Origin of the sequence: Paractinoplanes atraurantiacus, from assembly GCF_900215205.1 — a bacterium.
Lineage (GTDB): Bacteria > Actinomycetota > Actinomycetes > Mycobacteriales > Micromonosporaceae > Actinoplanes > Actinoplanes atraurantiacus.
This window is the reverse complement of sequence record NZ_OBDY01000019.1, coordinates 115582-128044: the sequence shown is the minus strand read 5'-3', so window position 1 is coordinate 128044 and position 12463 is coordinate 115582. Positions and strand designations below refer to the sequence as shown.

Sequence of the window (12463 nt, the reverse complement as noted above, 5' to 3'; positions counted from 1 at the left end):
TCAGGTCGGTCACATCGAGCGCAACTCGATGACGCTGACCTGAGGTGGCGCACCGACCCGCACGGGCGGACCCCAGAAGCCGGCACCGTTGGTCACGTAGACCGGCACCCCGTCCACCCGGCCGAGCCCGGACACGACCGGCTGCTGCAGCCGCACCAGCAGGTTGAAGGGTGCCATCTGGCCGCCGTGCGTGTGCCCGGAAACCTGGAGATCGACCCCGAACGGGGCGGCGTCGTGCACCGCCACCGGCTGGTGGGCCATCAGGACGACCGGTTTCGCGGCGTCACGATCACCCAGCGCGCGGGCGAAATCGGGCGCGTCACCGTGCTCGGCGCCACCGAGATCGTTCACACCGGCCAGGTCGAGCCCGTTGATCTCGACCCGCTCGTTGCGCAGCGGCCGCATGCCGAGCCGTGCCACCTCCTCGACCCACTCCTGATAGCCGGAGTAGTACTCATGATTACCGGTCACGAAGAACGCCCCATGCCGCGACTCGATCTCGGCCAGCGGCGCCGCGAACCGCCCCAGTTCCGCCACGCTGCCGTCCACAAGGTCACCGACGACGCACACGATGTCCGCCTGCACCGAATTGATCTGGTCGACGATCCGCCGCGCATGATTGACGCCGGTCAGCGGCCCGAGATGAATGTCGGACACGACAGCCATCCGGAAGCCGTCCATGGAACGGGGCAGCTTCGCGAGCGGCATCTGAAGGCGGTCGATCCGTGGCCCGCCGAGCGCGGTCTTGACCCCGTACCCGGTCACCGACGCCGCCGTGAGCCCCGCGAAGATCGCCACCCCGCGCGCCAGAAGCAGCCGCCGGTCAATGCCGTCTCCGGACGTTCCGCTCCCGCCGGACTGCCCCTCGGCAGCCCCGGCCTCGTCGGCCCCTTCGTTCCTGGCCGGCGCCTTGGGCCGTTGGTTTCTGGCCGGCGCCCCGGACCCTTCACTTCTGGCCGGCGCCCCGGACCCTTCACTTCTGGCCGGCGCCCCGGACCCTTCACTTCTGGCCGGCGCCTCGGATCCTTCGTTTCTGGCCGGCGCTTCGCGGCTCACGGTGAGCGCGTTCTCTTCGGCGCCGGCGGTCTCCGCGCCGATCTTGATCGGTTCGGCGCGGAACGGGTCGGCGGCGGCCACGGCCGGCGTTCCGGCGCCGGCGGCCGACGTCCCACGCCGGCGGAAGCGCCACACCAGCAGCACCACGAGCCGGGGGATCTCGAGCACGGCCAGCGTCACGAGCAGGTAGAACATCAGCGCGATCCACAGGTAGCCGGGCCAGGCCAGCCACTGCACCGCCCCCGACCGGACCCCGATCAGCGTCGCCGGCACAAGAACCGCCAGCAGAACGGCGATCACCGCACCCACCCGCCGCGCCACGCGCGACCGCAACGGATCTTTGACCAGCCGCTTCCACAAATAGAAGTGGACCAGGCCGATGACCACGAAGATCAGCCCGACGAACGCTGCCAATGTCCCTCCCCAACCGCGCGTGAATCCCAGCAAGTCTCCCGATTGCCGCTGAGAGTCTCCTGCCAGGTGCACACGGGGGCACCGGCGAGCTCGAAGGGCACGCTACAGGGACCCTCCGACACTTTCCCGCTCGTCGCTCACAGCACGTCGCTCACAGCACGTCGCTCACAGCACGTCGCTCACAGCATGGAACCGAATAGCCTCACTCGCTCGACGAAGCCCGGCATGTCGGCTATCTGCTCGGCGGCTCGAGCCTCAACCCCGGCCAGATCGTGCGGCCCGAGCGACTGAAGGCCCAGAGACATGCGGAGCCGCTCGGCCAGACGCCCGAGCCGCAGCCCCACCCGCCGAACCATCACATCGGCTCCAGAGAAAGGCACACCACCGCCGTCGACGTAGGCCCCGATCGTCCGCCGCACCACACCCGGATCCGGCATCCCGTCCCGCGCGGAGAAGCTCAGCGTTGCCTGCGCCGCCTCCAGCCGAGCACTGTCCGGCCCGGCCACATCCCAGTCGATCAGCACCGGCCCGGTGGCCGTCACGAGCACATTCCACGGCTCGACGTCCCGATGCGTCACCACGTAGTCGCCGGCCTCCAGAAAAGCCCGCGACACCCACGCCGCCGCGCCGAGGATGCCGGTCAGCCCCTCCCGAAGGCTCGGCGCCCACGGTTTCCGGAGCCGCTCGCCTTCCTGCAACCACCCGTCCCAGAGCGCCCGGTCATCCAGCCGGTACCACTCCGGCGCCGCTTCCGGGCGCCCGTCCGGCTCGATCCGGTGCAGCCGGGCCAGAGTCGATCCCAGCCACGTGCTCACATCGTCGCTGGCCTCGAGCGGCCGCCCGTCGATCCACTCGTAGACCCGAACCAGCCCGATCCCGTCGACCTCCGCCGCGTACCCCAGCGCCGGCACCTCGGGCGACACCGGCCGGCCCATCGCGATCCCGGCGGCAAGAGCCTTGTCCTCGAACCGCATCGCCCGCGCGAAGTCGTCGCGCCACTCCTCAGCCGCCACATGCTTGACCAGAAAGCGCCCCGCACGCGCCGCCAACGTCCAGGTCGGCGAGCTCCGATAGCTCAGCGCCGCAAGCGGCCCCACGGCCCGCCCCAGCCCGAACGCCGCCGCCACCGCCTCAGCCGCTTCCCGCGCATCAGCTGCTTCCCGCGCATCAGCTGCTTCCCGCGCATCAGCTGCTTCCCGCGCATCAGCTGCTTCCCGCGCATCGGCCGCTTCCCCTGAGTCAGCCGCTTCTCCCGCATCGAGCACGCGAGCAGCGTAGCTATCTCGGCGCCGCGCGCCCGCCCTGTCGAACGGTCCTTCGCCGGCTAAGCGTTCTTGCAATCCGGGCTAAAGCCAGCTCATGACGTGTGCTTCGCCGGCTAAGCATCGCGCCGCCAGCGCCACGGCGTTTTCCACAAGCCGCGCTTTGTCCACAGGGGCCGACACGATCTTGGGCGGTTCCGCGACAATGGCATCGGGCGGCTCCCCCTTGGGAGGGCGGGCTATCGGTGGGTGCCGGTTGGGCAGTTCGAGCGTTGGTTCAGGGCGCGGGACCACCGGATCGGCCGGACCGTCGACGCGGATGCGGGCGCGTGCGGGACTGGGCATTTGCGGGACTGGGCACTTACCGGACTGGGCGCGTGCAAGCCGGGTGCGTCCAGCGCCGGGCCGTGCAGGACAGGGCGCGTGCAGGACAGGGCGCGTGCAGGACAGGGCGCGTGCAGGACAGGGCGCGTGCAGGACAGGGCGCGTGCAGGACAGGGCGCGTGCTGGACGGGCGCCTGCCGGACGAGGGAGTGCAGGCCGCGTTCGTGCGGACGGGCCCGAGTCAGGCGGTCAGCCGCCGGCGAAGGGTGGGAGCACGTCGACGGTGGCGTTTGCCGGGAGTGGGGCCTGAGCGTCGTGGCAGGCCAGGCCGTCGACCAGGAAGCTGGCGGCCTTGAGGACCACGCCGAGGCGCTCGCCGTGGCGGTCGGTCAGGGCCTGCTTGAGGGCTTCCAGAGAGCCCGCCTCGATCGGCTCGGTGGAGAGGCCGGCGGCGGCGCGGGCGCCGGCGAAGTAGCGGACGGTCAGGGTGGTGGCCACTCATCCTCCGATCGCGGACATGGGGCGAGACGGCTGGAGGAAGCTGGGGTCGTCGATGCCGTGGCCGGCCCGCTTGCCGCGCATGGCGACCTGCCAGGCCGCGGCCAACTCGTCGTCGGTGGCGCCGCCGCGCATGAGGTTGCGCAGGTCGCTCTCCTTGGTGGCGAACAGGCAGTCGCGCACCTGGCCGTCGGCGGTCAGCCTCGTACGGTCGCAGTCGCCGCAGAAAGGCCTGGTCACTGACCCGATGACACCGACACGGGCGGGCTCACCGGCGGCGTCGACATGACCGGGGACGAGCCAGGTCTCGGCCGGCGCTGTTCCACGTGAAACCGAATCGGGCCGCAGGCCGAACGGCTCGAGGTCGGCCAGGATCTGGTCGGCCGTGACCATCTTGTGCCGGTCCCACTGATGTTGGGCGTCGAGCGGCATCTGCTCGATGAAGCGCAGCTGGTAGCCGTGATCGAGAGCGAAGCGCAGCAGAGCCGGGGCCTCGTCGTCGTTGATGCCCCGCATGAGTACGGTATTGATCTTTACCGGCGTGAGCCCGGCCGCGGCGGCCGCCTTGAGGCCCCGGAGGACGTCGGCGTGGCGGTCGCGGCGGGTCAGCGCTGTGAAGCGGTCCGGGTCGAGGGTGTCGAGCGAGACGTTCACGCGGTCGAGGCCGGCGTCGCGCAGCGGCTCGGCCAGACGCTCGAGCCCGATGCCGTTCGTGGTCAGCATGAGCCGTGGCCGGGGCGCGAGCCGGGCCGACGCCTCGATGATGCCCACCAGCCCGCGGCGCAGCAGCGGCTCGCCGCCGGTGAACCGCACGTCGAGGATGCCCAGCCGCTCCACGCCGATCCGGATCAGCCGGACGACCTCGTCGTCGGTGAGCTGGTCTTGCTTGGGGAGCCAGGCCAGGCCCTCCTCCGGCATGCAATAGGTGCAGCGGAGGTTGCAGCGGTCGGTGAGCGAGACGCGCAGATCGGTCGCCACCCGCCCGAACCGGTCGGCGAGCACATTCACCAGGACCTCCACCGCTTGCTCACAGAACGAATCTATCCGCTCGCGGGGCCGATCGCCGCTGCTGATTTCGGCCTGTGGACAACCGAGATCGATCACACAGCTCTCAGGGCGGCCTCGGCCGTGATGCGTACGGCGTCTCGATAGGTCCCGCCGAAGGCGGCGGTGTGCACCAGCATCAGGTGCATCTGATGCAGGGGCACACGTGTCCGCCAGCCGTCGGCCAGCGGATATGCCTCTTGATAGGCGGCGATCACGGTCTCCAGGTGGGCGATGCCGCCGAAGAGCGCCAGCTCGGCCAGGTCGGTCTCGCGGTGACCGCCCTGCGCGGCCGGATCGATGAGCCAGGCCTGGCCGTCCGAGTCCCACAGCACATTCCCCGGCCAGAGATCGCCGTGCGTGCGGCTGGGTGCCTCGCTGTCCCCGTACACCTCAAGCCTCTTGAGAATTGTCTCGACCAGAGCGACTTCGGTCGCGGAGAGTGCGCCGCGATCGACCGAGATTTGGAGGTACGGAAGGAGGCGGCGCTCGCCGAACCATGGGCCCCACCCGCCGAGCGAGAGCGTGTTGTCCAGCGGAAGCGGGCCGATGAAACCGGGCCACGCGGCGCCGAAGGCGTCGGCTCCCGAGCGATGCAGCGCGGCGAGATCACGGCCCAGTCGCTCGGCCCCGGACCGGCTCGGCTCACCCGGCTCGATCCACTCCAAAGCGATGATCTCGGGAAGAGCCACGATCGTTTCCGGTACGGGGGCGCCGGCCTCCCGAAGCCAGGCGAGACCGGCCGCCTCGGCGGTGAAAAAACCCTCCGGCGCCGGGCCCGACCGCCACGTCTTGGCGAACACCGAGGTGCCGTCGTCCAAGGTCAGCCGGTTCGCGGCCGACACGCTGCCGCCGCCCACCGGCGTCTCCCGGATGCGCTGGTGGGTGAGAAATGTCGGTAGATGCTCGGGGTGCGCGCGCAAGTACGCCTGGTCCACCGCCTTATCTTCCGCTTCGGCTTACGGCTGCCCGAAATCGGAGTCAAAATGTCGGCATGAGCCCTGTCACAGTGCGTTCGTACCGTCCGAGTGACCACTCCGCGGGCCGTCGCCTGTGGGCCGAGCTGACCAACCAGCACAACCAGATGTACGGCGAGCCCGATCAGGACGGCGGCGAGGGCTTCGAGGAATATCTGACCCGGCTCGACCTGGGCGGGCTGTGGGTCGCCGACCATCCCGACGACGGGGTGATCGGCCTGGTCGGGCTCGTGCTGCGGGGCCGTGCCGGCGAGGTCGAGCCGGTCGTCGTCACCATCTCGCATCGGCACAAGGGCGTGGGCCGCAAGCTGCTGCGCCACGTCGCGAACGAGGCCCGGCGGCGGAACATGACCCAGCTGACCATTTCGCCCGAGTCCCGCAACGTCGACGCGATCCGCAGCCTGCACGCGGCGGGCTACGACGTGGTGTCGTCGATCGAGTTGACCCTGGATCTCGACCGCGCGCCACACGCGCGCCAGGAGGAAGGGCTCGAGCTGCACGACATGCAGTTCCGTTCTTAGTGACAAGGCCGCCTGTGGATAACGGCGGCCGTCCACAGATCGACGATTCGGCACGCCTCGGCCCAGCCGATCGCGGCAAAGTGCCGGCATGACGCCCGAATGCTCGATCACCGTTCGCACCGCCGCCGAGCTGATCACCGCCACGCCGTACCTGATCGGATTCCATCCCACCAACAGCGTCGTCGTCCTCGGCGTGCTCGACGGTGTGGTCGCGTTCGCGGCCCGGCACGACCTGCCGCCGCCGGGTGTGAGCGTCGATTGCGTGTCGCTGGCCGCCTGCGTGGCCGACCAGCGGGTCCGCCTCTTCGCGGTGATCGGGTACGGCTCTGAGGAGCGGGTCACCAGGGCAATTCAGCAGACGAGGGTCGTGCTCGAGCGCGCCGGCGGGTCGGTGTTCGAGGCGCTGAGGGTGACCGAGGGGCGCTGGTGGTCCTATTCCTGTCCCGAGTCATGCGACGGCCAGGTCGACGGCCATCCCTGCCTTCCGCCGCACCATCCGCTCGCCGCCGCCGCCGTCTTCAACGGCATGGTGGCGCTACCCGACCGCAAGGCCCTCGTGGCCTCCGTGGCCCCGGTCGGCGGCGAGGCCCGCGCGGCCATGGTGGTGGCGACCGCGAGGGCACTTGTCCGGGCGGTCGAGCTCAGAGCCGCGGAGCAGCACGACGGGCTTGTCGAGGGGCGTGGTGGGCGTTCGGGGAAGCGGGGCGGGCGTTTGGTGCGGCGGGTGGGGAGGGCGGCGGTCCGCGAGGCCGAGGCCCGGCATCGGTCAGGGGGTGAGCTCACCGACGACGAGGCGGCCTGGCTCGGTGTGGTGCTGATTGATGCGGCGGTGTTGGGCTACGCGCTCGACCGGTTCGGCCCGGAGCCCTGGCGGCTCGAGCTGTGGAACGGCCTGCTGCGGCGGGTGGAGCCGGCGTTCGTGGCGGGCCCGGCGGCGCTGCTGGCCTATGTCGCCTGGCGTGCGGGCAACGGGCCGCTGGCTCGGGTCGCTCTCGACCGTGGCCTGCGCGAGGATCCCGGCCATCGGCTGCTCGGCGTGCTCGACGGTCTCCTGTCGGCGAGCATCGGGCCGCACGCGGTCGAGGATCTGGCGCCGCCCTCCCGTCTGGTCCCACCGGGATTGCTGTTGACGGCCGATCCACGGGCGGCTACCCGGGCCACCAAGCGGCTGAAGACCGGTGGCCGGAGCCGGCAGGGGGCTGCAAGCCGGGACAAGCAGGGGGTTGACGGCTGGAAGAGGCAAGGGCTCGGCGGTCGACAGTGGCAGGGAGCCGCCGGTCCGCGGCGTGGCAATGAGCGGCGCCGGCAATGAGCGGTGCCGTCAATGGGCGGTGCCGGCAATGAGCGGTGAGCGGCGATGAAGGTTGGGGCCTGAGGAGTGATCAGACGGTTACTCGCTGGGGGGACGTGTAGACGTTCATGCTCTGGCCGCGGAGGAAGCCGACGAGGGTCATGCCGGCCTCGTCGGCCAGTTCGGCGGCCAGGGTGCTTGGGGCGGAGACGGCCGCGAGCATCGGCAGGCCGGCCATCCAGGCCTTCTGGGTGAGCTCGAAGCTTGCCCGGCCCGAGACCAGCAAGAGGTGGCCTTTCAGTGGCAGGCGGCCCTCGCGCAGCGCCCAGCCGATCACCTTGTCGACCGCGTTGTGCCGGCCCACGTCCTCGCGGAGCACGACCAGCTCGCCGTCGGCGGTGAACAGGCCGGCCGCGTGCAGGCCGCCGGTGCGGTCGAAGGTGCGCTGGGCGGCGCGCAGCCGGTCGGGCAGGGCGGCGAGGGTGGCGGCGGGGACGGTCAGCGGGTCGGCGGACACATCGAAGGGGGACTTCGTGCGGACGGCGTCGATGCTCGCCTTGCCGCAGACGCCGCACGAGCTGGTGGTGTAGAAGTTCCGGCTCGGGTCGGTGACCGGCGGGGGCACGTCGGCGCCGAGCACGATGTCGACCACGTTGTAGGTGTTCGGGGTGTCGGTGCCGGCACAAAGCTGGGCGGTGACCACATCCGCGGCCGAGCGGATGACGCCCTCGGAGAGGAGGAAGCCCATGGCCAGATCGATGTCCTGACCGGGGGTGCGCATGGTGACAGCCAGCGGTTCCTTGCGGACGCGGATCTCCAGCGGCTCCTCGGCGGCGAGATCGTCCGGGCGGCGGCGCGGTTCCCCGGTCGCGTCCAGGTTGATCTTCACGACCGGCCGCCGGGTCATCGTCCTCGCCATGCGTCGAGCGTAGGCCGGTCCGCGGCCGGCGTCGCGGCCAGCCGAGGGCGGCCGACGAGTGTTCCGCCACAGGGGAGCGGTGGGTGATCTGTGGTTCGTCGGGGGTGAGAGGGCTGCGACCAGGTAGAGGGGAGATCCACTCGACAGGGGAGCGGGAGTGATCCGCCACAGGTAACTGAGCGCGCGGTCACGCTCGACACGCGGTCGGGATACGGTACGTACGTGGGGGGATTTGCTGCGGTGGTGCTGGCCGGTGGTGCGGCGCGGCGGATGGGTGGCGCGGACAAGCCGACCCTGCCCGTGGCCGGTCAATCCATGCTGACCAGAGTGCTGGCCGCTGTGCACGATGCCGACCCCCGCGTCGTCGTCGGGCCGGTGCCGCCCGACCTGCCCGTGCCGGTGCATTCGACACGTGAGGACCCGCCCGGTGGTGGGCCCGTCGCGGCTACGGCGGCGGGGCTCGCGCTGGTGCCCGAGGATGTCACCTTCACCGCGCTGCTCGCGGCCGACCTGCCGTTCCTCACCGGTGAGGCGATCGACGTGCTGCGGCTGACCGCGGAGTCGGCGCCCATGCAGGGTGCGGTCTACCGCGACGCCGAAGGGCGGCGGCAGATGCTCTGCGGAGTGTGGCGTACGGCGCGGCTGCGCGAGGCGATCGACAAGCTGGCCCAGGAGCGCGGCGGACTGGACGGCGCCTCGGTGCGCGAACTCATGGAGCATCTGCGGGTGGCCGAGGTGTCGTGGCGCCGTCCGGGCCCGCCGCCCTGGTTCGACTGCGACACCGACGACGACCTGCGCACCGCCGAGGAGTGGGCTCGATGAGTGATCTCGACGCTTGGATCAAGGTGGTCGGGGCCGAGCTGGGAATCGATCCGGCTGAGGTGCCCACCGGGGCTGTGCTGGGGCTGGCCAAAGATGTGGCCCACAACGTGGTGCGGCCTGGGGCGCCCGTGTCGGCGTACCTCATCGGGCTTGCCGTTGGTCGTGGCGCCGATCCGGCGGAGGCGGTTGAGAAAGTTCGCGCGCTCGCCCTGGGCTGGAGCGGCGAGCAGGTCGAGACGGCTTGAGCGGCGCGGGGCGCGACTACCTGCGCGGGGAGCAGGGCGAGGCGGCCTGAGCGTTCCAACCTCCGATACGGGCGCGTGCGGGCGGACGGCGCTCGATAGGGTGGCGGGAACGGAGGTGACGATCATGACGGCAGAGAGCGCCGAGGGCGCGTCCACCGAGGCTGTTTTCCTGGACGAGCCGACCACGGCCGACCTGCGGGCCAAGGTCGTCGACGCGTGGCGTGAGTTCGGTACGGCGCTGGCCGGCCTCCTTCCCACCCTGCAGGAGGGTGGGCACGTCGATCTGACGCTCGACCCGACCGCCTCGGGCACCGGCATGGCCGTCTACTCGGTCAGCATCCGGGTGCGCGAGGGTGGCGTCGTCGAGGCGCTGGCCACCGGCAACGCGGGGCTGCCCGAGGGCTACCGGATGGACCGCTCGTCGATCGGCGAGCTGGTCGCGCTCGGCTGGTCGCCGCCGGGAGTGCTGCCCGGGTCCGGCGACTCGTTCGGCCTCAGCTCCACCCAGGACAAGTCCGGCTCGTTCGCCACCGTCATCGCGCGCACCCTGCGGGACGTCTACGGGGCGCCGCACCCGGCCTTCCTCGTCTACCTGGTGCACGACGAGAACGACGAGCCGATCGACTCCGCGCCGCTGGGGACCGCCCGGCACGAGCCCAGCATCGACGCCGAGCTGAGCCTCGACGACCTCGACGAGGACGGCACGCTGGCCGCGGCCCTGGCCGACGCCGCCGACGAGGTCGTGCCGCTCGACGAGCGGGTCCGCACGGTCGTGGCCACCATGTCGAAGACCACCGTCGACCAGTTGCAGTTCGACGCCGACGGCGACATCAGCATCCGGGCCGGTTCGGCCATGGTCTTCGTGCGGGTGCGCGACAACCCGCCGCTCGTCGACGTCTTCTCGCCGATCCTCACCGAGGTCGAGCCGACCGAGCTGCTCTACGTGAAGCTCTCCGAGCTGACCAACCGCATGCCGATCGGCCGCCTCTACTGCGCGCAGGACACGGTGTGGGCGTCCATCCCGGTCTTCGGGCGCAACTTCCAGGCCACCCACCTCATGCTGGCCGTGCAGGTCATGACCGGCCTGGCCGACGAGCTGGACGACCGGCTGCACGGCGAGTTCGGCGGCAAGCGCTTCTTCGGCGAGGGCGACAAGCCCGCCGTGCCGCCGAAAGAGCCGGCCACCGACGACCACCGCCCGGGAATGTACCTGTAGCCAGAGGGGTGAGCCGCCCGCCGGCCGACTTCTTGAGCGAGAGGGTGGGTCCCGCCCCGCCGGCCACGCGGGGCTGAAACCGCGACCGGTCGGGGCGGGCCCCGGCTCATGGCCGGGTCACTTCAGGGCGACCCAGGTGATCTTGTCCAAGGTGGACGCGTTCGAGGCGAGTAGGCCGGAGTCGGCCACCGACCAGAGCACGTCGCCGATGACCAGCGACCGGCGCACCGGGCCGTTCATGGTCAGCCGGTCCGCGGGCTTCAGCTGATCGCCGGTGACGTGCAGGGCCAGCGGCCCGTCGGATCGGGCGTCGCTGAGCGGGACGACCAGCAGCGACGTCGCCTCCCACCACAGCACCGCGTGCGGGTCGATCTCGGCCTCCGACATCGAACCGGGAACGACGTGCTGGTCGAGGCGGCGCGGTGCGGCCGGATCGCTCACGTCGAACAGCGAGATCTGGGTGCCGAGCGGCCGGCCCTCGGAGGTCGCCTCCTGGCCGATGCCGATCAGCCTGTTCTCGCCGGCCGGCTGAAGGTGCGCCGAATAGCCGTTGATCTTCAGTTCGCCGGTGAACCGGGGGTGGGCCGGGTCGGCCAGGTCGAGGCTGTAGAGCGGGTCGGTCTGGCGGAACGTGACCACATAGCCGCGAGCGCCGAGGAAGCGTACGGAATAAATCTGTTCGCCCTTGCCCAGACCGTCCACCGAGCCGACCTCGGCGAGTTTTCCGTTGCTCTCCTTCAGCACCCGCACCGCCGAGCTCTCGCTCGCCGGGTTGGTCGTAGCCACCCGCAGATGACCGTCCCATTCGGACATCGAGTACTGGTTGAGCAGCGTGCCGGGCACCTTTCCGGCCGCGACGTAAACGGGCTTGCCGGCCGGCGGCAGGGTGAAGCGGTAGATCTCGGTGTCGCGTTTCGGAACGGCGTCGGGAGCGACGTCGCCCGCGGAGGAGACCCTGCGCCGGAACGCCGGGCTCTCGTTGTTGGCGATGTAGAGGCTGCTCTCGGTGGCGTAAACGGCGTCACCGTCGGCGACGAGCGCAACCGGCGAGCCGTCACTGAGCGCGGTCGCGGCCAGGTCGAAGGTCAGCACCCGCAGCATCGAGGCGCCGGTGAACGTCTCGGGCTTGCTGACCTGCGAGCAGTCGAGCTTCCCGGTGGTGCGGGCCGAACCGGTCGTGATTTCCCAGGCCGGCACCCACGAGTCGATCTGCGGCCGGCTGCTCAGCACGACCCGGGCCACACTGCCGGTCTGCCGGGCGTCGACCAGCGAGCCGTCCCCGCGGTAGCGGCTGAGCAGCCGCGGCGTGCCGGTCAGATCGATCAGCAGCACCTCGGACCGGCCGCCGTCCGGCCTGGAGAAACGGGCCGAGTCCTTGAGGTACGAGGGTCCGCCGTCCGCGAGCACCAGCGCGTGATCACCGGAGAGCAGCAGCTTCGGCTCGCCGAACGACTCGATGCCGAGATCGAGGCGTCCGGTCTGCGTGCGGGTGGCGGGGTCGACGACCTTGAGGACACCGCCGGTGACGGTGACGATCCGCCGGCCGTCGGTCTTGACGATGTCGGGCTCGTCGGCGCCGGCCTCGTGCACGTTGGTGCCGGAGTAGGACTTCGCGGCCGGGACGCCGCCCCGCGCCTGTTCGGGCATCGCCCGCATGTCGTCGATGGCCACCGGCTCCCGGCCGTATTTCTTGGCCGCGGCCCGCAGCTCCTTCTCGAGCTGGGCGCAGGAGTCGAAAGCCACCAACGTCAAGGCAGGCCGGGCGGTGGAGGTGGAGGTGGAGGAGGGGGCCGGCGAGCCGGTGCACCCGGCCAGCGGGAGGACGGCCAGTGCGGCGAAGAGCCAGGATCGACGCGACATGTCCGATTGGACGC

General features: G+C 70.9%; 12 protein-coding genes. 5 read left to right on the top strand and 7 right to left on the bottom strand.

Annotated features, from left to right (window positions below; translation table 11 throughout):
- Positions 1-9 precede the first annotated feature (9 nt).
- The 5 genes from CRP55_RS33335 to CRP55_RS33315 all read right to left on the bottom strand — a co-directional run bounded on the left by CRP55_RS33335 (position 10) and on the right by CRP55_RS33315 (position 5536).
- Positions 10-1470: a metallophosphoesterase gene (locus CRP55_RS33335; protein WP_097325411.1), complete on the bottom strand. Its 1461-nt coding sequence runs from the start codon at positions 1468-1470 to the stop codon at positions 10-12.
- A 179-nt stretch (positions 1471-1649) separates the two neighbouring features.
- Positions 1650-2735, bottom strand: a complete 1086-nt coding sequence (locus CRP55_RS53390; protein WP_179855435.1) for an aminoglycoside phosphotransferase family protein — start codon at positions 2733-2735, stop codon at positions 1650-1652.
- Positions 2736-3305: 570 nt separating this feature from the next.
- Positions 3306-3554 carry a MoaD/ThiS family protein gene (locus CRP55_RS33325; protein ID WP_097325409.1) on the bottom strand — a complete coding sequence of 83 codons (249 nt, stop codon included), beginning with the start codon at positions 3552-3554 and terminating at the stop codon, positions 3306-3308.
- On the bottom strand, positions 3555-4562 hold the full coding sequence (gene moaA / locus CRP55_RS33320) for a GTP 3',8-cyclase MoaA (protein ID WP_097325502.1): 1008 nt from the start codon (positions 4560-4562) through the stop codon (positions 3555-3557).
- Positions 4563-4654: 92 nt separating this feature from the next.
- Complete coding sequence (locus CRP55_RS33315; protein WP_097325408.1) at positions 4655-5536, bottom strand: fructosamine kinase family protein; 882 nt, start codon at positions 5534-5536, stop codon at positions 4655-4657.
- Positions 5537-5592: 56 nt separating this feature from the next.
- Between CRP55_RS33315 and CRP55_RS33310 the strand changes: the two genes are divergently transcribed.
- A complete protein-coding gene (locus CRP55_RS33310) occupies positions 5593-6096 on the top strand; it encodes a GNAT family N-acetyltransferase (protein WP_097325406.1) in 504 nt (167 codons plus the stop codon).
- Between the two features lie 88 nt (positions 6097-6184).
- A complete protein-coding gene (locus tag CRP55_RS33305) occupies positions 6185-7408 on the top strand; it encodes a DUF4192 domain-containing protein (RefSeq protein ID WP_097325404.1) in 1224 nt (407 codons plus the stop codon).
- Positions 7409-7478: 70 nt separating this feature from the next.
- Here the strand turns inward: CRP55_RS33305 and fdhD are convergent, their stop codons facing one another.
- Entirely contained in the window at positions 7479-8306 is an 828-nt protein-coding gene (fdhD, locus tag CRP55_RS33300) for a formate dehydrogenase accessory sulfurtransferase FdhD (RefSeq protein WP_097325402.1), read from the bottom strand.
- A 222-nt stretch (positions 8307-8528) separates the two neighbouring features.
- On the opposite strand from fdhD, the gene mobA reads away from it, so the two are divergent.
- The 3 genes from mobA (at position 8529) to CRP55_RS33285 (ending at position 10589) form a co-directional block, all read left to right on the top strand.
- Complete coding sequence (gene mobA / locus CRP55_RS33295) at positions 8529-9128, top strand: molybdenum cofactor guanylyltransferase (protein ID WP_245923538.1); 600 nt, start codon at positions 8529-8531, stop codon at positions 9126-9128.
- Positions 9125-9373 (top strand): DUF6457 domain-containing protein, encoded by a 249-nt coding sequence (locus CRP55_RS33290; protein WP_097325400.1) that lies wholly within the window; start codon positions 9125-9127, stop codon positions 9371-9373. The genes mobA and CRP55_RS33290 overlap by 4 nt, the downstream gene beginning before the upstream one ends.
- Positions 9374-9497: 124 nt before the next feature.
- A complete protein-coding gene (locus CRP55_RS33285; protein ID WP_097325500.1) occupies positions 9498-10589 on the top strand; it encodes a T3SS (YopN, CesT) and YbjN peptide-binding chaperone 1 in 1092 nt (363 codons plus the stop codon).
- A gap of 117 nt (positions 10590-10706) precedes the next feature.
- Here the strand turns inward: CRP55_RS33285 and CRP55_RS33280 are convergent, their stop codons facing one another.
- A complete protein-coding gene (locus tag CRP55_RS33280) occupies positions 10707-12449 on the bottom strand; it encodes a beta-propeller domain-containing protein (RefSeq protein ID WP_097325398.1) in 1743 nt (580 codons plus the stop codon).
- Positions 12450-12463 lie beyond the last annotated feature (14 nt).